At 59.4% G+C, this 20,515-nt stretch carries 21 protein-coding genes; 18 read left to right on the top strand and 3 right to left on the bottom strand.

Going from position 1 to position 20,515, the window contains the following annotated elements:
- Positions 1 to 71: 71 nt before the first annotated feature.
- Positions 72 to 1,502 carry a MocR-like pyridoxine biosynthesis transcription factor PdxR gene (gene pdxR / locus ABD796_RS24115; RefSeq protein ID WP_344912720.1) on the bottom strand — a complete coding sequence of 477 codons (1,431 nt, stop codon included), beginning with the start codon at positions 1,500 to 1,502 and terminating at the stop codon, positions 72 to 74.
- Positions 1,503 to 1,647: 145 nt separating this feature from the next.
- On the opposite strand from pdxR, the gene ABD796_RS24110 reads away from it, so the two are divergent.
- From ABD796_RS24110 to ABD796_RS24055, 12 genes are all read left to right on the top strand, one after another.
- Positions 1,648 to 2,595: a carbon-nitrogen hydrolase family protein gene (locus ABD796_RS24110; protein ID WP_344912718.1), complete on the top strand. Its 948-nt coding sequence runs from the start codon at positions 1,648 to 1,650 to the stop codon at positions 2,593 to 2,595.
- A 377-nt stretch (positions 2,596 to 2,972) separates the two neighbouring features.
- Positions 2,973 to 3,878: an ectoine/hydroxyectoine ABC transporter substrate-binding protein EhuB gene (gene ehuB, locus ABD796_RS24105; RefSeq protein WP_344912715.1), complete on the top strand. Its 906-nt coding sequence runs from the start codon at positions 2,973 to 2,975 to the stop codon at positions 3,876 to 3,878.
- Positions 3,875 to 4,537 carry an ectoine/hydroxyectoine ABC transporter permease subunit EhuC gene (gene ehuC, locus ABD796_RS24100; RefSeq protein ID WP_344912712.1) on the top strand — a complete coding sequence of 221 codons (663 nt, stop codon included), beginning with the start codon at positions 3,875 to 3,877 and terminating at the stop codon, positions 4,535 to 4,537. The genes ehuB and ehuC overlap by 4 nt, the downstream gene beginning before the upstream one ends.
- On the top strand, positions 4,534 to 5,250 hold the full coding sequence (ehuD, locus tag ABD796_RS24095) for an ectoine/hydroxyectoine ABC transporter permease subunit EhuD (protein WP_344912709.1): 717 nt from the start codon (positions 4,534 to 4,536) through the stop codon (positions 5,248 to 5,250). Before ehuC ends, ehuD begins: the two co-directional genes overlap by 4 nt.
- A complete protein-coding gene (ehuA, locus tag ABD796_RS24090; RefSeq protein ID WP_344912952.1) occupies positions 5,243 to 6,043 on the top strand; it encodes an ectoine/hydroxyectoine ABC transporter ATP-binding protein EhuA in 801 nt (266 codons plus the stop codon). The genes ehuD and ehuA overlap by 8 nt, the downstream gene beginning before the upstream one ends.
- Before the next feature lie 26 nt (positions 6,044 to 6,069).
- Complete coding sequence (gene ectA / locus ABD796_RS24085; protein ID WP_344912706.1) at positions 6,070 to 6,585, top strand: diaminobutyrate acetyltransferase; 516 nt, start codon at positions 6,070 to 6,072, stop codon at positions 6,583 to 6,585.
- 30 nt (positions 6,586 to 6,615) lie between these two features.
- Positions 6,616 to 7,959 carry a diaminobutyrate--2-oxoglutarate transaminase gene (gene ectB, locus ABD796_RS24080; RefSeq protein WP_344912704.1) on the top strand — a complete coding sequence of 448 codons (1,344 nt, stop codon included), beginning with the start codon at positions 6,616 to 6,618 and terminating at the stop codon, positions 7,957 to 7,959.
- A complete protein-coding gene (thpD, locus tag ABD796_RS24075) occupies positions 7,956 to 9,200 on the top strand; it encodes an ectoine hydroxylase (protein ID WP_344912702.1) in 1,245 nt (414 codons plus the stop codon). Before ectB ends, thpD begins: the two co-directional genes overlap by 4 nt.
- A 69-nt stretch (positions 9,201 to 9,269) precedes the next feature.
- Positions 9,270 to 9,695: a hypothetical protein gene (locus ABD796_RS24070; RefSeq protein WP_344912700.1), complete on the top strand. Its 426-nt coding sequence runs from the start codon at positions 9,270 to 9,272 to the stop codon at positions 9,693 to 9,695.
- Positions 9,696 to 9,883: 188 nt separating this feature from the next.
- Positions 9,884 to 10,417, top strand: coding sequence for a YceI family protein (locus ABD796_RS24065; protein ID WP_344912698.1), 534 nt, complete (start codon positions 9,884 to 9,886; stop codon positions 10,415 to 10,417).
- 72 nt (positions 10,418 to 10,489) lie between these two features.
- On the top strand, positions 10,490 to 10,963 hold the full coding sequence (locus tag ABD796_RS24060; RefSeq protein WP_344912696.1) for a signal peptidase II: 474 nt from the start codon (positions 10,490 to 10,492) through the stop codon (positions 10,961 to 10,963).
- A gap of 158 nt (positions 10,964 to 11,121) precedes the next feature.
- Positions 11,122 to 11,904 carry a class I SAM-dependent methyltransferase gene (locus tag ABD796_RS24055; RefSeq protein ID WP_344912694.1) on the top strand — a complete coding sequence of 261 codons (783 nt, stop codon included), beginning with the start codon at positions 11,122 to 11,124 and terminating at the stop codon, positions 11,902 to 11,904.
- A 197-nt stretch (positions 11,905 to 12,101) separates the two neighbouring features.
- Here ABD796_RS24055 and ABD796_RS24050 read toward each other — a convergent pair whose 3' ends face one another.
- A complete protein-coding gene (locus tag ABD796_RS24050) occupies positions 12,102 to 13,352 on the bottom strand; it encodes a DUF445 domain-containing protein (RefSeq protein ID WP_344912692.1) in 1,251 nt (416 codons plus the stop codon).
- 205 nt (positions 13,353 to 13,557) lie between these two features.
- On the opposite strand from ABD796_RS24050, the gene ABD796_RS24045 reads away from it, so the two are divergent.
- The 3 genes from ABD796_RS24045 (at position 13,558) to yunB (ending at position 16,555) form a co-directional block, all read left to right on the top strand.
- Complete coding sequence (locus tag ABD796_RS24045) at positions 13,558 to 14,601, top strand: FecCD family ABC transporter permease (protein WP_344912690.1); 1,044 nt, start codon at positions 13,558 to 13,560, stop codon at positions 14,599 to 14,601.
- Positions 14,601 to 15,635, top strand: a complete 1,035-nt coding sequence (locus ABD796_RS24040; protein WP_344912688.1) for a FecCD family ABC transporter permease — start codon at positions 14,601 to 14,603, stop codon at positions 15,633 to 15,635. Before ABD796_RS24045 ends, ABD796_RS24040 begins: the two co-directional genes overlap by 1 nt.
- A gap of 137 nt (positions 15,636 to 15,772) precedes the next feature.
- The gene (gene yunB, locus ABD796_RS24035) at positions 15,773 to 16,555 is read left to right on the top strand and encodes a sporulation protein YunB (RefSeq protein WP_344912686.1); all 783 of its coding nucleotides are present in this window, start codon (positions 15,773 to 15,775) and stop codon (positions 16,553 to 16,555) included.
- A gap of 147 nt (positions 16,556 to 16,702) precedes the next feature.
- Here the strand turns inward: yunB and ABD796_RS24030 are convergent, their stop codons facing one another.
- A complete protein-coding gene (locus ABD796_RS24030) occupies positions 16,703 to 17,710 on the bottom strand; it encodes a M23 family metallopeptidase (RefSeq protein WP_379117169.1) in 1,008 nt (335 codons plus the stop codon).
- A 220-nt stretch (positions 17,711 to 17,930) separates the two neighbouring features.
- On the opposite strand from ABD796_RS24030, the gene larC2 reads away from it, so the two are divergent.
- The 3 genes from larC2 to ABD796_RS24015 are packed head-to-tail and all read left to right on the top strand — an operon-like array spanning position 17,931 to position 20,512.
- Positions 17,931 to 18,407, top strand: coding sequence for a nickel pincer cofactor biosynthesis protein LarC2 (larC2, locus tag ABD796_RS24025; RefSeq protein WP_344912682.1), 477 nt, complete (start codon positions 17,931 to 17,933; stop codon positions 18,405 to 18,407).
- Between the two features lie 15 nt (positions 18,408 to 18,422).
- A complete protein-coding gene (locus ABD796_RS24020) occupies positions 18,423 to 19,100 on the top strand; it encodes a response regulator transcription factor (RefSeq protein ID WP_344912680.1) in 678 nt (225 codons plus the stop codon).
- Positions 19,097 to 20,512, top strand: coding sequence for a sensor histidine kinase (locus ABD796_RS24015; RefSeq protein WP_344912678.1), 1,416 nt, complete (start codon positions 19,097 to 19,099; stop codon positions 20,510 to 20,512). Before ABD796_RS24020 ends, ABD796_RS24015 begins: the two co-directional genes overlap by 4 nt.
- Positions 20,513 to 20,515 lie beyond the last annotated feature (3 nt).

The raw sequence follows: 20,515 nt of genomic DNA, 5'->3' as shown, positions 1-20,515 counted from the left end.
AAAAGCGGTACGTGTAACCATCCAGTTGGCTGGCGTTTGAACCAGCCAATCGGCCTGCTGCGGACCAGCCGCTATAAGGAGCGGACCGCTTCCGCCAGCAGCCGCACGCCCGGCTCGATCTGCTCGGCCGCCGGTCTCGCGTAGCTGAGCCGGATCCATCCGCGCTCCGAGCCGAATACGGTGCCGGGCACGTAGATGACGCCGCGCTTGACCGCTTCCTCCAGCAGTTTGTCCGGATCGATGCCGGGGTCTAGCTTGCACCACAGGTTGAGTCCGCCATCCGGCAGCCGGAAAGAGACGAGGCCGGGCAGATGCTCGCGCAGGGCCGAGGCGAGCCGGTGCATTTTATGAAAAAGGGCGGTCTGCAGCCGTTCGAGATGGCTATGCAAGTATCCGGACCGGACGAACTCGGCGGCCGTCCATTGCGGGATGACGCTCAATCCGAAGTCCATCTGCTGCCTGGCGTCGGCCAACCGGCTGATGACCGAGCCGGGGGCGGCGAGCCAGCCGATCCGGAAGCCGGAGGCGGCGATTTTGGACAAGGAGCCGATATACAGCACCTGACCGTTCGTATCGAGCGACTTTAGCGGCCGGGGAGGCGTTCCATCGAAAGCGGTCAGACTGAACGGATCGTCCTCGACGATCGGGATGCCCCATTGGGCTGCGACCTGCAGCAGGCGCAATTGCCGCTCGGCCTGCAACACCGTCCCCGTTGGATTCTGAAAGCCGGGGTTGACGAATATCATTCTCAGCCGGTGCTCGCGGTGCAAAGCCTCGATATTGTCCGGATCGACGCCGCGCTCGGGATCGACGGGCAGGCGAAATACGCGCAGTCCGGCCGAACGGAACATGGGCAGTGAATAGCAATAGGACGGGTCCTCAACAGCGATGGCGTCACCGGGGCTCAGCAAACACTGGGCGATCAGGTAAAGCGACTGCTGGGAGCCGGACGTGATCAGGATCGACGACTCTGTGACGTTTACGTTCAACTTGTCCTTCAGCAAACCGACGAGCGCCTGCCTGAGCGGCGAATAGCCTTGCGGATCGTCGTAGCCCAGCTCCGGGGTGAAGGGCGTATCGCGCAGCAATTGCTGCACGGCCTGACGCGGGAACAGATCGGGACTTAGCTCCCCGCTGGCAAAATCGATGAGCGGAGCATCCTTCCTCAGCTCGGAGCGAATGCGGCGCATCGTCGGCAGATTGGGCATAAACGTGCCGCTTTCCAGATAGTTTCTCCAATTCGGTGCATTTTCTCTCGGCCCGAGCCGGAAGTTGCTGACCCGGGTACCGCTTCCTGTGGCGCTTTCGATGATGCCGGCAGACCGCAGCTCCGCGTAGGCTTGCATAACGGTGCTCCGATTGACGCCCGCCTGCTCGGCCAGCTTCCGTTCGGAAGGCAGCGCCGAGCCGGGGGGAAATTCGCCGCAGGCGATACGGCGTTCGATTTCGTCGGCAATTTGCTGGAACAGCGCGACCGAACTGCTCCGATCCGGTTTCCACATGTACCTCACCCGCTCAATCTTACTCGATTGGATAAGTATACCACGGCGGGTGGCTGGTGCAAATTCATGCCGAATGGACGGTTACGAGGGCGGGTTCCTTCTTTATGATGGAGACAAATCGGATAACGGCAAGGAGGAAGCGGCAATGGGCAAAGGACAGGTGCGCGTAGCTGTCGTGCAGGCGGCGCCGGTATTGTTCGACAAGGCATCCGCGCTCGAACTGATCGGGAAGTGGGCGCGGCAGGCGGCGGAGGAAGGGGCCCGTATGGCGGTGTTCCCGGAGGTGTTCATAGGAGGCTATCCTCGCGGGCTTTATTTCGGGGCGCCAGTGGGGAGCCGAAGCGCGGCGGGACGACAGGACTGGGAGAAGTATTGGCACAGCGCGATTGAAATTCCGGGCGGCGATACGGAGGCGATCGGGCGCATTGCCAAACAAACCGGGCTGTATCTCGTAATCGGGACGGTCGAGCGGGACAGCGAATTTAGCGGCTCTACGCTGTACAATTCGATCGTCTACTTCGGACCGGACGGTTCGCTGCTCGGCAAGCACCGCAAGCTGGTGCCGACCGGAGCGGAGCGGCTGCTTTGGGGCCAGGGGGACGGAAGTACGCTGACGGTGATCGACACGCCGTTCGGGCGTATCGGCGGACTGATTTGCTGGGAAAACTATATGCCGCTCGCCCGTACGGCGATGTACGCCAAAGGGATCGACATCCTCGTGACGCCGACGGCCGATGCGCGGGATACGTGGCAAGCGACGCTGCGGCATATTGCTTGCGAGGGCCGGTGCTTCGTCGTCTCCAGCAATCAATACGCGACGAAGGCGGCCTATCCGTCGGAGCTGGCTTGCTACGCGGATATCGCCGAAGCGGACGAGGTGCTGTCCCGCGGCGGAAGCGCCATAGTCGGTCCGCTGGGCGATTATGTCGTCCCTCCGCTATACGATCGGGAAGGGCTGCTGGTGGCCGAGCTCGATATGTCCGAGGTGACGCGCAGCCGCTTCGATTTCGACGCGGTCGGCCATTATTCGCGACCGGACGTCTTTCAACTGCTGGTGCATGAAGGAAAGCGGGCCCCGGTCGTCGCCGACTGACGCGATTTTCCTTCGGGTGGGATAAGCCTGCGGCCCGGTGAGGTTGTCGGATGCGGGATAAAACGAAGTCTGGCAGAACGAATGATTCCATGTGCCATGCGGTCTTTAACCGGATTAAATAGTAGATGTCCCTGCGGGAAACCCCCGCAGGTTTTTCGTTTTTCCTCCAAGCTGCGAATCGGCCGAATGGGAGGGAATGGGAGTATTTGTATGGATGTGGGGGGATTTTACCATATTCGTTCCGTAATCTCGTCTGAAGGAAGGAGAGCGGGCCTCAAGGCCGCTCACTGGGCGTGAGCCGGGGTGAGCGAAGCGGAGCGATCGTGTTACCCTTGTATGGGGCCCCGAAATCGGTACGGATACGGAGGAGTTATCGGATGAAAAAAGGGTTAGGTCTGCTGCTGACGCTACTGCTCGGCAGCATTGCGGCGGCGGGATGCGCCGGCGGTTCCACACCGGACGATACCGGCGCTGTCGGAACCAAGCAGGCGTCCGGTGCCGCGTCCACGCTCGAACAGGCCCGGAAAAACGGGTTTGTGACAGTAGGCTTCGCCAATGAAACCCCATACGCCTACGCTACGCCCGACGGCAAGCTAACCGGCGAGGCAGTCGAGGTAGCCAGAGTCATTCTGAGCAGGCTGGGCATTAAGGAAATGAACGGCGTGCTGACCGAGTTCAGCGCCCTCATTCCCGGCTTGAACGCCAAGAGGTTCGACATTATTACAGCAGGGATGTTTATTACGCCGGAGCGCAGCAAGGAAGTGCTATTTGCGAATCCGGAATACAGCATCGGGCAGGCGGTTGCCGTGCAGAAGGGCAATCCGGCCGGCCTAGCGAGCTATGCGGACATAGCCGCCAACAAAGACACCAAGGTCGCCGTCATGGTCGGCGCCATAGAAGAACAATATTTGCTGAAATCGGGCGTAGCCAAGGAGCAGATCGTCACGGTGCCCGATCAGCCGTCCGTCATCTCGGCGCTGCAAGCCGGCCGCGTACAGGCAGCGACCATGACCGGCCCGGCGCTGCAAGCGATGCTCGATTCGGCGAAGGACGACAAGCTGGAGCGGGTGCTTGAATTCGAACAGCCGACGATTGACGGCAAAAGCGTACGCGGTTACGGCGCCGCCGCATTCCGCCCGGAGGATGCCGAGTTCGTCCAAGCGTATAACGAAGAGCTCGAGAAGCTGAAGACGTCGGGCGAGCTGCTGGAGCTGTTGAAGCCGTTCGGGTTTACTGAAGCCGAGCTTCCCGGAACGGCGGCTGCCTCGGAGCTGGCGCAATGACGTCGGCTATAGCCGAATTGCTTCCGGCGCTGCGGACGGGAACGCTAATTACGCTGAAGCTGACCGTGCTGGCCACGGCCGCGGCGCTGCTTATGTCCGTGCTTGCCGCTCTGCTGAGACGTTCCCGCTGGAAGGCGGTACGCGTTCTGGCGGCTGCTTACGTCGAGACGTTTCGCGGCACTTCGCTTCTGGTGCAGCTGTTCTGGCTCTATTACGCCTTCCCGCTGCTGCTCGACATTCGCCTGCCGGTCCTGACGGTTGCGGTGCTGGCGTTGGGTCTGAACTACGGCGCCTACGGCTCTGAGGTCGTCCGCAGCGCTCTGGAGGCGGTGCCTAAGGGGCAGACGGAGGCGGCGATTGCCTTGAATATGTCGCCGTTCCAACGGCTCCGGCGCATAATCGGGCCGCAGGCGCTGGCCATCGCCCTGCCGTCGCTCGGCAATTTGCAGATCGAGCTGCTGAAGGGCACGTCCCTCGTCTCCTTGATCACGCTTGGTGAGCTGACGTACCAGGGCATGCTGCTGCGAACGTACGATATGTCCCGGACGACGCTCATCTTCGGGCTGATTCTGCTTCTGTACTTCTTGATCGCCCAGCTGCTGCTGCTCGTCGTCCGGCTGCTGGAGCGGCGCTTTCCGGCAGGGAGGGTGGGCGCATGAAGTGGAGCTGGGATTACGCCTGGACGATTTTGCCCGAGCTGCTCGCCGTCCTGCCGGTAACGATTGCGGCGGCGCTGTGCGGCTTCGCCCTGGCGGTCGTGCTCGGCCTGCCGCTTGCGCTCGGCAAGCGTTCCGGACACAAAGCTCTGTCTCGGACGGTGTCTCTTGCGCTGGAGCTGATCCGCTCGACCCCGCTGCTGATCCAACTGCTGCTGCTGTTTTACGCATTGCCGCTGTATGGCGTGAGGCTGTCGCCTTTTGCGGCAGGGGTGCTCGGACTCGGAATTCATTATGCGGCCTATATGGCCGAGGTGTACCGTTCCGGCATCGAGGCGGTGCCGGCCGGCCAATGGGAAGCGGCGAAGGCGCTCAACTTCACCCCGCGGCAAACGTGGATGAGGCTTATTATTCCGCAGGCGGTGCCGCCCGTTTTGCCGGTCATGGGCAATTATTTAATCGTGCTGTTCAAGGAAACGCCGATCTTGTCGGCGATTACGCTTGTGGAAATTTTGCAAAAAGCGAAGTCGCTCGGCTCCGTTTCCTTCCGGTATATCGAGGCATTCACCTTGGTAGGCGTGCTTTTCTTCCTGCTCAGCTACGGCTCGTCGCTGCTGCTGAAGCAGTTGGAGAACGGACTGAGGCGCAAGAGGCAGACGGGGAGGTACACGAAGAAAGGAGGGATGGCCCGTGAACGAAGCGGCCTCGATGGCTGAAACGGCCCGCCGGGAGGCGGGGGAGCCGCCCGTCGTTCGCTACCGCGGTATCCGCAAATCGTACGGCGAGATCGAGGTGCTGAGAGGCATCGATCTGGACTTGCACGCGGGCGAAAAGGTGGCGGTAATCGGTCCGAGCGGCTCGGGCAAAACGACGCTTGCGCGCATTCTGATGACGCTGGAGCGTCCGACAGGCGGCACCGTTGAAGTGGAAGGGGAGCTGCTGTGGCACCGCCGCGTCAAAGACCGGCTCGTTCGGGCGGACGAAAAGCATCTGCACCGGGTGCGCAGCGCAATCGGCATGGTATTCCAGCATTTTCACCTGTTCCCGCACATGACCATCGTCCGCAATGTGACCGAGGCACCGATCCATGTGCTGCGCATGCCGAAGGCGCAAGCCGAAGAAGAGGCGCTGGAGCTGCTCGACAAGGTGGGCTTGAGGGACAAAGCCGATTCCTATCCGAGCCAGCTGTCCGGCGGCCAGAAGCAGCGCGTCGCCATAGCAAGGGCGCTTATTATGAAGCCCAAGGTGATGCTGTTCGACGAGGTGACGTCGGCGCTCGACCCGGAGCTGGTCGGAGAAGTGCTTAAGGTTATTAAGCAGTTGGCCGAGGAGAGCTCGATGACCATGCTGCTCATTACGCACGAAATGGACTTTGCCCGCGATGTGGCGGACCGGGTCATTTTCACGGACGGAGGGCTGATCGTCGAGCAGGGACCACCCGAAGAGCTGTTCGAGCGGCCAGAGAGCGAACGGCTGCAATCGTTCCTTTCACGGTTCCGCAGCCGTTGATGAAAGGGAAAGGAGGCGAATCCGCTATGCAAACAACAGAGCCGTCTTCAAGCATTGTGTACCGCAAGCCGACCCCGGGAGACGCAGGAGCCGTCTGGCGTCTCGTCAAGGAAAGCGGGGCGCTGGACGCCAATTCGGCCTACTGCTACATGCTGCTGTTTCTTCATTTTGCCGAAACGTGCCTGATCGCCGAGCGCGAAGGGCGTATCCAAGGCTTCGTGACGGCTTACGTTCCGCCGACGGACAGCCGAGCGCTGTTCGTCTGGCAGATCGCGGTCGCCCCGGAAGCGCGGGGGCGGGGCGTAGCCAAAGCGCTGCTCCGCCGCCTGCTGGAGCTGCCGGCGGGACGACGGGCGGAGCGGCTGGAGGCTACGGTTTCGCCGAACAACGCTCTGTCCAGACGGCTGTTCGAAGCGTTGGCCCGCGACCGGGGCGCGCCATGCGAGACCATTGCCGGAGAAGGCTTCGCCGCCGAAGCGTTTCCCGAACAGGGCCACGAGGCCGAGCCGCTGCTCCGCATACGGCTCAAGCCTGATCATTAAATGAATCATTTAAAAAGGGGGACCACGCCAATGACGAACAAAGGATTGCTTCAAACGGAAGGCCTTCCGGGGATATTCGGAGAGATGGAGTCCGAGGTGAGGAGCTACTGCCGTTCGTTCCCGGCGGTGTTCCGCAAGGCGATTGATTGGACGATTTGGGATTCGGAAGGAAAGGCGTATTTGGACTTTTTCGCCGGGGCTGGGGCGCTGAACTACGGCCATAACAACGCGATGCTGAAGGAGAAGCTCATCCGGTACATCGCGGAGGACGGCATCAGCCACAGCCTCGATATGGCGACGGAAGCGAAGGAGCGCTTTCTCCGGCGATTTCGCCGCATCATTTTACAGCCTAGGGGGCTGGATTACAAAGTCATGTTCCCCGGGCCGACCGGCGCTAATGCGGTAGAGGCCGCGCTGAAGCTGGCCCGCAAGGTGACGGGACGGACCGACGTGATCGGCTTTACGAATGCGTTTCACGGGATGACGCTCGGGGCGCTCTCCGTAACCGGCAACAAGTTCAAGCGGCAAGGCGCCGGTGTTCCGCTTCCATATGCGGCATCGATGCCGTTCGACGGGTACTTGGGGAAGGACGCGGATACGATTGCCTATCTGGAAAGCTACTTGAGCGACAGCGGCTCCGGCGTCTCGCTGCCGGCGGCCGTTATCGTCGAAACGCTGCAGGGGGAAGGCGGCTTGAACGCGGCCGGAGCGCAGTGGCTCGTCAGGCTGGAGACGTTATGCCGCAAGCACGGCATTCTGCTGATCGTCGACGATGTGCAGATGGGATGCGGCCGGACCGGCAGCTTTTTCAGCTTCGAGCCGTTCGGGCTGCAGCCGGACATCGTCTGCCTGTCCAAATCGATCGGCGGTTACGGCCTGCCGATGGCGCTCACGCTGATGAAGCCCGAGCTGGACGTCTGGGAGCCGGGCGAGCATAACGGCACGTTCCGCGGCAACAATCTGGCCTTCGTCTGTGCGGCTGAAGCTTTGCGTTACTGGGAGAACGGCGAATTCGAGGCAGGGCTTGCCGACAAAAGCGCGCTGCTGGAGGCTCGCCTGAAGGAGATCGCTGCCAGACATCCCGGACTTCAAGGGAAGAGGAAGGGACGCGGGCTCATGCAGGGCCTGTATTTTCCGGAAAACGGCGTGGCCGAGGACGTATGCCGGGCGGCATTCCGGCGGGGGCTCATTATGGAGACGTCCGGAACGGACGGCGAGGTCGCCAAGGTGATGCCGCCGCTTACGATTGACGAAGCGTCTCTGCTGAGAGGCTTGCGGCTGCTGGAGCAAAGCGTGGAGGAAACGGCGAACAACCGCCGGAGCATCAAAATCGCGCCGAAAGCGGCAGCGGGAATGGGAGGAGCACGCATATGATCGTCAAACAACTGGAGGATGTCGTCGGAACGGAACACGATGTGGATACGGCTACCTGGTTTAGCCGGCGTCTGCTGCTGCGGCGCGACGGAGCGGGGTTCTCGCTGCACGATACCACCATGAAGCCTGGAACGGAAACCGAGATGTGGTACAAAAACCACGTTGAAGCGGTCTACTGCATCGAGGGGGAAGGCGAACTGGAGGTTCTGGACGAAAACCGCACGTATCCGGTGAAGCCCGGAACGCTGTACGTGCTCGACGGGCACGAGAAGCACAAGCTGCGCAGCAAAACGGCTTTGCGGGTCGTCTGCGTATTCAACCCGCCGTGCGCGGGCACGGAGACGCACGACGCCGACGGGTCCTATGCGCTCGGAGAGCCGGACGCTTACCCGTCGCGGGTCGGACCGGAGCCTGTTCTTCTGGAGCGGGACGATCCGGTCGTCTACGACAAGGTCGTCCGTCAGCCTTTCGTGAACGCGGCGCAGCTTGACGATTACGAGAAGGACGGCTATCTATTCCTCGAAAATTTCTTCTCGGCCGAGGAAGTGGAGACGATGCGAGCCGAGCTGAAGCGGGTATGGAGGGAGGCGGCGGACGACGAACGGCCCGAAGTCATTCGCGAGCCGGACAGCAACGCGGTTCGGTCCGTCTTCGCCGTACATCGCGATTCCCCGGTATTCCGGCAGACGGCCGCGCACGAACGGCTGACTGCGATCGTCCGGCAAATATTGGGCAGCTCGTTTTACGTGCACCAATCGCGCATCAATTTCAAGCCGGGTTTTACGGGCAAAGATTTCTACTGGCATTCGGATTTCGAAACGTGGCATGTGGAGGATGGTATGCCGCGCATGAGGGCTCTGAGCTGCTCGATCGCCTTGGAGGACAACTACGCCTTCAACGGCCCGCTGATGGTCATTCCCGGCTCGCACCGCCGCTTCGTTTCCTGCGTAGGGCGTACGCCGGAAGGGCATTACTTGGATTCGCTGCGCAAGCAGCAGTACGGGGTTCCCGATCCGGACAGTCTGTCGCGGCTTGCCGCCGAGGGAGGCATCGTCGCTCCGGTCGGTAAGGCCGGCTCGGTGCTGTTGTTCGATTGCAATGTGATGCATGGCTCCAGCTCGAACATTTCGCCTTACCCGCGCAGTAACGTGTTCCTTGTCTTCAACAGTACGGAGAACAGGCTGGTCGAGCCTTACTCCGGCCAAGCGCCTCGCCCCGATTACATCGCCGTTCGGGAATAGCGGACTGCCGACCCAAAAGGAACGGCTATTCGTTTCGATATATTTGGGATCAAAGGGGGACATACTAGATTGACACTGTTACGAGCCGTCTCGGTTCCGCCGGCGCGCATTCTGGTTGCCGCGCCGAATCGGGCCGGGGAGCTGTTTTTGTGCAAGCTGCGCGAGCGCGGACTGCCTCATGCGGCGATCGTCAATAATGCGTACGAAAGAAGCCGGATCGAGGCTCTCGGCATCAGTCCGGTTATTACGGTCGATACGCGGGACAAAAGCACGTGGCTGCCTCCCGACTATCCGATTGGCAAAGTATTTCTGTTCGAGGATAGCATGAGCCTGTGCTGCCGCTACATTCAGCTGTGCCAGTCGTGGAATACCGGTTCCATTCACGCCGTTACCCGTACGGACTGCTCCAGCACGATATACCGGGCGCTCGGCGTCCGTCACCTGCGTTATACGACAAAGCGGGATATCGCCGACATGGTGCGCCGCACGGTATAGTTCATCATCATCCGAGGAAACCCGCAAAAGGGGTCGAGAAGCAAGATGACCCTTTTTCGGGTTTTCTTTACAATAAAATCTCAAATTTAAGATTGACAAAGCAAACAGCATCCCCTATGATAGAGCTATCAACATGAAAAGTAAGTTAATGATAATTAGTAAGTTTAATTATAAGGAGGAAAATGAAGATGGCAAAGACGACTTGGGCTGTAGACCCGACTCACAGCGGTATCGATTTTTCGGTGAAGCATATGATGATTGCGAACGTGAAGGGAAGCTTTCATTCTTTTGAAGCGACGATCGATGCCGACCCGCAAGATTTGACTTCCGCCTCCGTGGAGTTTACGATCGATGTAAGCAGCATCGACACCCGCAACAAAGACCGTGACGCCCACTTGCTGTCCGCCGACTTCTTCGATACGGAGAAATATCCGAAGATCGGCTTCAAGTCGACCGGTATTTCCGCCAAGGGCGACGGGGAATACGACGTAACGGGCGATCTTTCCCTGCACGGCGTGACCCGCCCGGAGACGTTCCAGGTAACGTTCGAGGGCGCAGGCAAGGACCCATGGGGGAACGAGAAAGTAGGCTTCAGCGGCAAAGGCAAAATCAAGCGCAGCGATTTCGGCCTGAGCTATAACGCGGTATTGGAAGCGGGCGGCGTCCTGATTGGCGACGAGATCAAAATCTCGCTGGAAATCGAAGGCGTGAAGCAAGCGTAAAGTACGAACAAGACGGCCGTCCGGGCAGCTTTCCCGAGCGCCGTCTTTTTTCATTTTCGAAGGAGGGGATAGATGTTGGCGTTTTATATGATTGCGCTGGCGGTAGCGGTTGTGGATCAGACGTTGAAATCGCTCGTCAGGCTGTACCTGGAGGTCGGACAGTCGGCCGAGCTATGGAACGGTGCCGTCTTATTGACGCACTATGAGAACAGCGGAGCCGCGCGGAGTTCGTTTCAAGGCTACGGCACGGTTTTTATGATCATTGGGCTCGTCGTTATCGCCGGCTTGCTGGTCGCCCGGCGTAGAGGCCATATCGAAGGAACGCTGCTGACCGTGGCGACGGCGGTTCTGCTCGGAGGGGCGGCGGGCAATACGATCGACCGTATGCTGTTCGGAAAAGTGACCGATTACCTGGTAGCGGGAGACGGCATTATGAACGCCGCCGATCTGGCGCTTTCCGCCGGGGCGGGGCTGATGCTGCTCGATACGCTGTGGCGCGCGTGGCGAGGAAGGGGACAATCGTCCCGCCATCACTTTACCGGCTGAATCGTCGGTAGTCGGGCAGAGGCCGGCTTACATTTTACGAAAAAATGCGCAAACAATCATTTTCAGAAACGGTCGCTTGTAGTACAATGATTGTAGTTTCGTTTGTTGAGATGAAGTTTCATTAGATGAAACTATATCATTGGAGGGAGAGACTGTTTATGAGCGATTCCTTGAAGGAGCTAGTCAAACAGCAATTTTCCAAAAATGCGTCCAGCTATGTAACGAGCGCGCGCCATGCGCGCGGCGAAGATTTGGCGCTGCTCGTTTCCGCCGCGGAAGCGAACCGCGATATGGAGGTGCTCGACATCGCCACGGGAGGGGGGCATGTGGCTAATGCGCTGGCACCTTTGGTGTGCCGCGTCGTCGCCTCCGACCTTACGCCGGAGATGCTGGAGGCTGCGGCCGCCTTCATCCGCGGCAACGGACACGAGAACGTCGATTTCATCCCGGGCGACGCGGAACGGCTGCCTTTTGCCGACGCGGCTTTCGACTTGGTCACTTGCCGCATCGCGGCGCATCATTTTCCCGACGTCAGCGCCTTCGTCCGCGAGTCGTTCCGTGTCGTAAAACCCGGCGGCAAGCTGCTGCTGATCGATAATACGGCTCCGGAGGCCGACGACTTCGACCGCTTTTACAACGAGATCGAGAAGCTCCGCGATCCGAGCCATGTGCGCGCATGGAAAAAATCGGAATGGCTCGGCATGCTGGAAGCGGCAGGCTACCGCCTGGAGTCTCTCGTCTGCTTCCCCAAGCCGTTTCAATTCCGCGATTGGTGCGCCAGAGCCAGCGTGCCGGAACAGACGGTGAGTCGGCTTGCTAACGATTTGGCGAACGCCCCCGAACCGTTCCGGCGCCGCTTCTCGATTCAGACGGACGAGGCGGGAGCCGTGACGAGCTTCCAGGGAGAGGCCGTTTACGTTCAGGCCGTAAAGCCGGTTTGATGGTCGTACTGTAATATTAGCAGCAGACACCTATAGCATTGCAAAAAGCTCCCACCATATCGTGCGCCAGGGCGGAAAACCGCCGATTGCACACGATGCGGGGAGCTTTTTTGGTGCGGACTCGGCTAGAAGTCCGGTGAATAAGTGAGCGTAGGGTAGCGGACTAATTCACCGGACTGTTAGCGACGAGCCGGTTTTCAAGCGAACAGCAGATGGACGGCGGTCAGCGCGAGGCCGATCACGAAGCCGCAAATCGCTCCGTTGACGCGGATCCATTGCAGATCGGAGCCGATCTTGTCCTCGATCATCGCGATCAGCGTCTCGTTATCGTACTTGCTAATGTTTTCTTCGATCAGCGTTCCGAGCTTATGATGGTTGCGCTCGACCCATTCGGCAAGCTTGTCCTGGACGAACGTTTCGATATGGCCGATCTTCGCTTCGTCTTCCTTCAGCCGTCCGATCGCTTCCTCCAGAACGGGCGCGACGACCTGCGTCGGGTACGCCTCCGTATGAATGTAAGCGAGCAGTCTTTCGCGCGTCTGTTCGAGAAAGGAGGTCAAGTTTTCGGACAGGCGCATCCGCTCCAGCATCTCGCGCTTCCAGCCTTCCAGCGCTTCCTTCGTTTCCGTCTGCTCCAGCAGGACGAAGAGCTTCGAGCGCAGCGTATCCGATATGCCGACGCGGGTTGCACTCTGGGGGTTCCGAAGCTCGCGGATTTGCGTCTGCAGCAGCTGGCGGATCGTCTCGCCGAGCTTATCCTCGCTCATAAAGCCGGCGAAAGCGTTTAAAGCAAACCCCATCAGCCCGCCCGCCTGAATGCGGCCGATTGCGTCAGAGGCCATCGCTCCCATTTGCCGCACGGTCGAATCCCGGTTGATATACTCCTCCGCGAAATCCAGCACGAAGTCGAGCGCCTTGCCATCCCAATCTTTGGCGAATCCGTACTGGGCCAGTCCCGAAGAGATGGCGGCCAGATCCACCTCTTCAACTCTGCTTCGGATTTCCCGTTCAAGGACGGGCGCGAGCTTGTCCCAAGGGAACGCGCGAACGGCAAAGTCGCTGACGCCGACGATCGTCCTGACGCCTTCCTCGGTGCGGATACGGGCTTCCACGCCGTCCATCAGCTTGCGGACGATGGCGAACTGCTTCATTTTGTCGCGGATGCTGTCCTTGCTGAGCAGCTCGTTCTGCACCGTCGAGACAAGCGCCTTCGTCACCTTCTCGCGGTTGTTCGGCAAAATCGCCGTATGGGGAATCGGAATGCCGAGCGGGTGCCGGAACAGCGCCGTAACGGCAAACCAGTCGGCCAGCCCGCCGACGAGACCGGCCTCGAAGCCGCCGCGCAGAAAGCGTACCCAGCCGATCGCGTCGAAAGGCAGCGTCGCCACAAAACCGGCCGCCATAACGGCCAGCGAGATCGCCGCGAGATGTCGCGTATTTTGTTTCATCGTCGATTTCAGCCCCTATGCATTCGTAGCACGGCTCGTCCGGTAAGAAGAGCCCGTGCGTTTCTTGTCTCTATTGTACTCCATTCGCGTCAATTCCAAAAATGTTAGTTTGCGCGCAGAAATAAATTGACATTTGACTGCTGCGGATATACCATATTACATGAAAATGAGAATCGTTATCATAAATAAAATAAGGGTGAAATCGATGTCATCACGATTGCAAAAAGCCGCCGATCCGGTCGCTTCCATTCGCTCGCGTCCGATCTTTGCGACCATTATTCTGATAGGCGGCGTCGGCTTGCTCTTGCTCGGTCTTGCCTTGTCTATCTCCGTCGGGGCGGCCGACATCAAGCTGGCGACGGTGTGGGAGGCGGTGTTCCACTTCAATCCGGACCTGACCCAGCACCAGATTATTCAGGAGCTTCGCTTGCCCCGGGCGCTCGCCGGCGCGCTGGTCGGAGCGAGCTTTGCCGTAGCGGGGGCGATCATGCAGGGCATGACGCGCAATCCGCTGGCCGATTCCGGACTGCTCGGCATCAATGCCGGAGCGGGCTTCGTGCTGGCGCTTATTTTTGCGCTATTCCCCGGCCTGCCTTTTTACTACCTGATTCTGTATTCGTTTCTCGGCGCGGCGCTCGGGATGTTTCTGGTGTACGGCATCTCGGCGATGTCCAAGGGCGGCATGAGTCCGGTCCGGCTGGCGCTTGCCGGTTCGGCGGTAGGCGCTTTGCTGGTGGCGATCAGCGAAGGCATTTCGCTCTATTTTCATATCGGACAGGATCTGGCATTCTGGTATGCGGGCGGCGTGGCCGGAACGAAGTGGCTGCAGTTGAAGATTATGTTCCCGTGGGTCGGAGCCGGCCTGATAGGGGCCATTATCCTGTCGCGCTCGATTACGCTGCTCAGTCTCGGCGACGAGGTCGCGAGCTCGCTCGGCCAGCGCACCGGCTTGGTGAAGCTGGCGGCGTCGGTGCTCGTTCTCGTGCTTGCGGGAGCGGCGGTATCCGCTGTCGGCTCGATCGGTTTTATCGGTCTGGTTATTCCGCACGTGGCGCGGTATTTGGTCGGGGTCAATTATCGATGGATTATCCCGTGCTCGGCGGTGCTCGGCAGCTTGCTGACAGTGCTGGCCGATACGGCCGCGCGGATGATCAACCCGCCTTACGAGACGCCCATCGGGGCGCTGATCGCGCTGATCGGGGTACCTTTCTTCCTGTACCTGGCGCGTCGGGAAAGGAGGGGGCTGTAATGGATCTCGCTTATTTGGAAAACGAGCGCAAGCGGAAGGCGCTGAAATATACGGTCGTACTATCCGTCCTCGGGCTGCTCATTATCGTAGCCTTTATTATCAGCATGAATACCGGCTACATGAAGCTGACGCCGATCGAAGTGATCAAGACGCTGTTTGGCGGAGGCACGGCCAAGCAGCATCTCGTGCTGTTCGAGTTCCGGCTGCCGCGCATCGTGATCTCGGTGCTCGTCGGCGCCGGGCTGGCTGTCTCCGGCTGCATCCTGCAAGGAGTTTCGCGCAACGCGCTGGCCGATCCGGGCATACTCGGGATCAACGCCGGGGCGGGCCTCGCGGTCGTGCTGTTCGTTACCTTTATGAAAAAGGTCGGCATCAGCTCGGTGTTTTTGCTGCCGTTCCTGTCCTTGGTCGGCGCCGGCTTGACGGCAGCTTTGATCTTCTCGCTCGCTTACAAGAGGCACCAGGGCTTGCTGCCGATCCGGCTGATTCTCGTCGGTATCGCGGTGGCGGCGGGCATCTCGGCGGCGATGATCGTACTGACGATTAAGCTCGATCCGCAGCAGTTTCAGTTCGTACAAGTATGGCTCGCTGGCAGCATATGGGGAACGACGTGGAAGTACGTGCTGGCGCTGCTGCCGTGGATCGTCATCCTGCTCCCGTACGTGTTCTACAAGTCGCGCGTCTTCAACGTGCTGCAGCTTGGCGATCAAGCCGCCGTCGGTCTCGGCACCCCGCTTGAGCGGGAACGGCTGAAGATGCTGTCCGCCGCCGTCGCCCTGGCCGCCTCGTGCGTTGCCGTGGGCGGGGGCATCGGCTTTGTCGGCTTGATCGGCCCGCATCTGGCGCGGCGCCTCGTAGGCCCGAGCTATCAGGTGCTGCTGCCGGCATCGGCGCTCGCCGGAGGGCTGATGCTGATCGTAGCCGATACGATTGGGCGCTGGATTTTGCAGCCGTCGGAAATTCCGACAGGCATCGTCGTCGCCATCATCGGCGCTCCTTACTTCCTGTATTTGCTTGCCAAATCGAAGGCGTAATGCCGCGCTGTATTCGAAGATCCGCTTCTTTGGCCGGGCCCGTTCCCGTCCGGAGCGGATCTCTTCTTTTTTGGTGGACATCCGCATACACTTGTACGGACGAACAGGATGTCTGACGGATCGGAGGAACACGCTGCATGGTAAGACGCGGATGGCGGAGCCGGCCGACCAAGAAAGGAAGACGGAAAGCTTTTTTTATCGCGCTGCTGATCTTTTTTTTGTTCTCCTTGCAATCGTTCATCTACATCGAGAAAAATTTGCGTCCTCCGCTTCTGCACGTCGCCATGCTGCGCGTCAAGCAAATTGCCACCCAGGCGATCAACTCGGCGATTACGGATCAAATCTCGCGCGCGCAAAGCTTCGACAAGCTGATCGACTGGAGAACGGACAAGAACGGCAAAATCACCGGCTTTATGCTCAACTACGGGGAGCATATGCGGATAACGGCGGATACGGTGAACACGGTCCAGAATGTGCTAAACCAGCTCAAGGAAATCCCCGAGCATATTCCGGTCGGGCAGGCGATGGACAGCGCTATCATCGCTTCTTTCGGCCCGAAAATCCCGATCAAATTCACGCCCGTCGGGGCGGTCAAGGTCGATTTGAGCACCCGTCAGCAGGATGCGGGCATCAATATGATTTTGGTGGAAGTGTACATCCGGATTACGGCCGAGGTGGCGATCATTATTCCGTTCGATTCCGAGCCGGAAGTGGTCGAGACGGAAATTCCGATATCGTACGTGCTGGTTGTCGGCGACGTGCCGATGTATTATTACGACAGCAAGGGCAATCCGGCCGGCAAAACGACGTCCGCGCCGCCGAGCATCGCGATTCCGCAGATCAGTCCGGACGCGGCGAAGGCGGGAGCCGCCGGCAAAGACGTTACGGCTGGAACGGGCAGCACCGGCCCGGTCAAATAAGCGTGCCAACGGCAAGACGCCCCGTCCCGCGATAACAAAGCGGGAGGGGCTTCTTTTTGCTTGTCTCTGCAAGTCCTAAGGGGAAGCGTATGCTGTATCCGGCAAGCTTGGGGGCGTAACGGACTATGGGGATACGCGCCGCAGCCGCTAGGAGCTTCCGCTTTTTTTCTGGCTGCGCAGCCGATCCTCGCGCTCCCATTTGCGCAAATAAGAGTACGGGTCAAACGACCATTCGGTCTTGCCGTTGTCCCGGTACAGACCGAAATGAAGATGTGGCGGGAATTTGCCCTGCGTTCCTGGCTTGCCGTAGCCGGAGCTGCCGACCCAGCCCAGCACTTGTCCGGGCTTGACGATGTCTCCCTGCTGAAGCTTCTTCTCGAAACCCGATAGATGAGCATAGTAATGGTAGACGTTGTTCAGGTCGCGCAGGCCGACGCGCCAGCCTCCGTAAGGGTTCCAGCCTTTGATCTCGACGATTCCGTAGCAGGTGCTCCGCACCGGGACGCCGTACCCGGCGAACAGGTCGGTTCCTTCGTGAATCCGATGGCCGCCCCAGCCCCGGCTCGCTCCCCATGTGCTGCGGTACGAATATTCCGCGCCTAGCGGCAAAGGAAACGCGTGCTCGTGCAGATCGATCCGTCCGAAAGCGGAATAAATGCGGTAAAATTGCCCGATACGCTCCACGCTCCGCGGGTTGTGATAGTAGTTCCACAGCGCCAGTTTGAACTGATCCTCGCCTGTGCCGTAGCTCAATAGGTAGGAAGCCATCGTAGACAGCACGTCCAGATCGTTGCCGCGGTCGGCGACGCCGTCTCCCGAGCCGTCCCGCCCCTTGCCGCCGAACAGCGAGATCGTCCGCGGGTTGCGGTCTTCGTGGTTCGGGTTGGCGAGGCCTGCCCATTCGAGATCCGAATAATAAATGCCGATCAGCCCATCCCGCCGCGGCCTTTTCTTGGGGTTGGCAATCGTCAGCGTCCGCTCGTACTGGTCGATTGCCGCCAAATAATGCCAAGGAATGCCGGTCACCTCGCTCACTTCGTCAAACAGCTGCTTGCGTTCGGTGAGTTCGGTTTTGATGTCTTTGGCCGGCTGTCCTTGCGGGGCCTGTTCCGCCGTCGCTCCCGCGGCTGCGAACGGCAGCGTTGAGAGCAGCATGCAGCATAAGGCCATGGCAGCTTTGCGTCCTAATCCGCCTGCACCTTTCAAATCCGCCCAGCCTCCTTTCACCATTCGTGTCCTTCTCATATGGGGTTAGGATACGCATTCCCGCATTTTGCTATTCCGAAACGGCTGCAAATATCCGCTTCCTTCGTTTTACAGAGCAGGGGCCGATTTGATACCATTAGAGGCAGATGAAAGGAAAGGGAGAAAGCCGATGTTCGATCACCGAACCGAGCATGTCGACGATCATATGGTGCTGGTGCAGGCCAATCTGGACGATATGAATCCGGAATTCAGCTCCTACGTCATGGACCGTCTGTTTGAGGCGGGCGCCAACGACGTGTACTGGGTTCCGATTATTATGAAAAAGGGCAGACCGGGCATGATGCTCAACGTCCTTGTGGCGGAGGAACGGCTGGAGCAGATCGAGACGATCGTCTTCGCCGAGACGACGACGCTCGGGCTGCGTTATGTGAGAGCGGAGGTACACCGTCTGGCCCGGCAATTCGTGCAGGTGGAGACGGAATGGGGGCCGATCGCGGTCAAGCTCGGTTTTCACCGGGGGGAACTGGTCCAGATGGCTCCGGAATTCAAGGAATGCGAAGCCGCGGCCAAACGCAGCGGCGTGCCGCTGAAGCGGGTATACGAGGAAGTGCGCAGGAATTATGCGGACAACCGCACTTTGGAATGAAGGGAAGCGAATCGAATGGCGAAAGTGATGATCGTGGACGACGACCCGTATATCCGCGAACTCGTCCGTTTTTATTTGCGCGAGGAAGGCTTCGAGGTGGCCGAAGCCAATCATGGGGTGGAGGCGCTGGACCTGATGCAAAAAGGGCGCGCCGATCTGATCGTACTCGATATTATGATGCCGGAGATGGACGGCTGGGAATTGTGCCAGCGGCTGACGGCCGATTATCCGGACGTGCCGCTGCTCATGCTGACGGCCAAAGGGGAAACGAAGCATAAAGTCAAAGGCTTCCAACTGGGCACCGACGATTATCTCGTGAAGCCGTTCGATCCTCCGGAGCTGATCGTCCGCGTTAAGGCGCTGCTCAAGCGGTACAGGATTCAAGCCTCGCATAAGGTGCATATCGGCTACGTGGAACTGAACCGCCAGTCGCACGAAGTGTACCGCGGCAATGAACGGGTCACGCTCCCGCTAAAGGAATTCGAGCTGCTGTTCCGGCTGGCCAGCCATCCCGGCCAAATTTTTACGAGGAACCAGCTGATCGAGCAAATTTGGGGAGGCGACTACGATGGCGACGAACGGACGGTAGACGTTCATATCAAACGGCTGCGCGAACGGTTTCCGGAGGAGTTGTCCGGTCTTGCGATCATTACGATTCGCGGGCTCGGTTACAAACTCGAGGTGAAGGAATGATCAAGACGCTGTACGTCCGCGTCGTGCTCACGTTTTTGGGGGCCTTTATCCTTGGACAGATCGGCTCGTTTTTCCTGACGCTCGGCGTGATGGCCCTGTTTACGGACCAATACATCGCCAGCAATCATCGTTCCTCGGAAGCATTCGGTGCTAAGCTCATCCAGCTTTACGGCCAGTATGGTGTCGATGGGGCCGAACCGTATTTCCAAACCATGGACTCTCGCCTCAATTACGACTTCAAGCTCGCCGACGCCGGCGGAACGCTGAGAAGCTATCCTGCAGCGGGTGAAGTCAGTATCGTAGTATCCGATTCGGTTATTTCCTCCGTATTGGCCGGCGAAACGTACCGGAGCCGCCGAAACGAAGGGACGAGCATCATTACCGGCGTTCCGTTCAACATTGATTCGCACCGTTACGCATTGCTGATCAAGCCTTCCGTTCGCGTGGAGGGACGGCTGGTCATGTGGATCGTGCTGCTATCGCTTGTGATCGCTCTTATACTGGGCAGTCTCTTTACGCTTATCGCCGCGCGCTATATCGTGAAGCCGCTGCGAGTCATGAAGGACGCCACTCGACGCATCGCCAAGGGTGATTTCGACATCGATTTCGGCTGGCACAAACGGCGGGACGAGATCGGCGAGCTGGCGCAAAGCTTCAGCGATATGACCCGCGATATCAAACAGCTCGAACAGATGCGCAGCGACTTCGTCTCGAATGTGTCGCACGAAATTCAGACGCCGCTTACGTCGATATCCGGTTTTTCCAAAGCGCTTCGTCACAAGGCACTGAAGGAGGAGGACCGCAGCCGGTATCTGGACATTATTCAGGCGGAGAGCGAGCGGCTGTCGCGGATGAGCGAAAATCTGCTGAAGCTCGCATCTCTCGAATCCGACCGTCATCCGTTCGAGCCGCGCACCTATGACCTCGACGAGCAGATTCGCAGGGCCGTCGTCGCTTGCGAGCCGCAATGGTCGGGCAAATCGATCGAGCTGGAACTGGATTTGCCGCAAATCAAAATATGCGCGGATGAGGATCAGATGAGCCAAGTTTGGATTAATCTGATCGGCAATAGCATCAAATTTACGCCGGAGGGGGGACGTATTGCCGTCTCCATCCGCCAGACGACGGACCGGATCGAGGTGGCCGTCGCCGACACCGGAATCGGTATTTCCGCGGCCGATCGGGGCAACGTGTTCGATCGCTTTTTCAAGGCGGACCGGTCGCACACGAACCGTCAGCAGGGCAGCGGGCTCGGACTGGCAATCGTCAAGAGGATCGTGACCTTGCACAGCGGAATCGTCAAGCTGGAAAGCGAGCCGGGGAAAGGAACGACCGTTAAGGTCAATCTGCCGAGCTTTTCCACTGCCAGACGAAAGCGGGAAATTCCGCCGGGGGGAAGTGCCGGTTCTTGAAGC

This window comes from Paenibacillus hodogayensis (assembly GCF_039536325.1).
Classification (GTDB): domain Bacteria; phylum Bacillota; class Bacilli; order Paenibacillales; family NBRC-103111; genus Paenibacillus_AB; species Paenibacillus_AB hodogayensis.
Note: the sequence above shows the minus strand (reverse complement) of the source record. Positions and strands in the feature narration are given on the sequence as shown.

Excerpts from the sequence above, each read along its gene's own strand:
- pdxR (WP_344912720.1), bottom strand. The coding sequence starts at position 1,502 with ATGTGGAAACCGGATCGGAGCAGTTCGGTCGCGCTGTTCCAGCAAATT.
- ABD796_RS24110 (WP_344912718.1), top strand. The coding sequence starts at position 1,648 with ATGGGCAAAGGACAGGTGCGCGTAGCTGTCGTGCAGGCGGCGCCGGTA.
- ehuB (WP_344912715.1), top strand. The coding sequence starts at position 2,973 with ATGAAAAAAGGGTTAGGTCTGCTGCTGACGCTACTGCTCGGCAGCATT.
- ehuC (WP_344912712.1), top strand. The coding sequence starts at position 3,875 with ATGACGTCGGCTATAGCCGAATTGCTTCCGGCGCTGCGGACGGGAACG.
- ehuD (WP_344912709.1), top strand. The coding sequence starts at position 4,534 with ATGAAGTGGAGCTGGGATTACGCCTGGACGATTTTGCCCGAGCTGCTC.
- ehuA (WP_344912952.1), top strand. The coding sequence starts at position 5,243 with ATGGCTGAAACGGCCCGCCGGGAGGCGGGGGAGCCGCCCGTCGTTCGC.
- ectA (WP_344912706.1), top strand. The coding sequence starts at position 6,070 with ATGCAAACAACAGAGCCGTCTTCAAGCATTGTGTACCGCAAGCCGACC.
- ectB (WP_344912704.1), top strand. The coding sequence starts at position 6,616 with ATGACGAACAAAGGATTGCTTCAAACGGAAGGCCTTCCGGGGATATTC.
- thpD (WP_344912702.1), top strand. The coding sequence starts at position 7,956 with ATGATCGTCAAACAACTGGAGGATGTCGTCGGAACGGAACACGATGTG.
- ABD796_RS24065 (WP_344912698.1), top strand. The coding sequence starts at position 9,884 with ATGGCAAAGACGACTTGGGCTGTAGACCCGACTCACAGCGGTATCGAT.
- ABD796_RS24060 (WP_344912696.1), top strand. The coding sequence starts at position 10,490 with ATGTTGGCGTTTTATATGATTGCGCTGGCGGTAGCGGTTGTGGATCAG.
- ABD796_RS24055 (WP_344912694.1), top strand. The coding sequence starts at position 11,122 with ATGAGCGATTCCTTGAAGGAGCTAGTCAAACAGCAATTTTCCAAAAAT.
- ABD796_RS24050 (WP_344912692.1), bottom strand. The coding sequence starts at position 13,352 with ATGAAACAAAATACGCGACATCTCGCGGCGATCTCGCTGGCCGTTATG.
- ABD796_RS24045 (WP_344912690.1), top strand. The coding sequence starts at position 13,558 with ATGTCATCACGATTGCAAAAAGCCGCCGATCCGGTCGCTTCCATTCGC.
- ABD796_RS24040 (WP_344912688.1), top strand. The coding sequence starts at position 14,601 with ATGGATCTCGCTTATTTGGAAAACGAGCGCAAGCGGAAGGCGCTGAAA.
- yunB (WP_344912686.1), top strand. The coding sequence starts at position 15,773 with ATGGTAAGACGCGGATGGCGGAGCCGGCCGACCAAGAAAGGAAGACGG.
- ABD796_RS24030 (WP_379117169.1), bottom strand. The coding sequence starts at position 17,710 with ATGCTGCTCTCAACGCTGCCGTTCGCAGCCGCGGGAGCGACGGCGGAA.
- larC2 (WP_344912682.1), top strand. The coding sequence starts at position 17,931 with ATGTTCGATCACCGAACCGAGCATGTCGACGATCATATGGTGCTGGTG.
- ABD796_RS24020 (WP_344912680.1), top strand. The coding sequence starts at position 18,423 with ATGGCGAAAGTGATGATCGTGGACGACGACCCGTATATCCGCGAACTC.
- ABD796_RS24015 (WP_344912678.1), top strand. The coding sequence starts at position 19,097 with ATGATCAAGACGCTGTACGTCCGCGTCGTGCTCACGTTTTTGGGGGCC.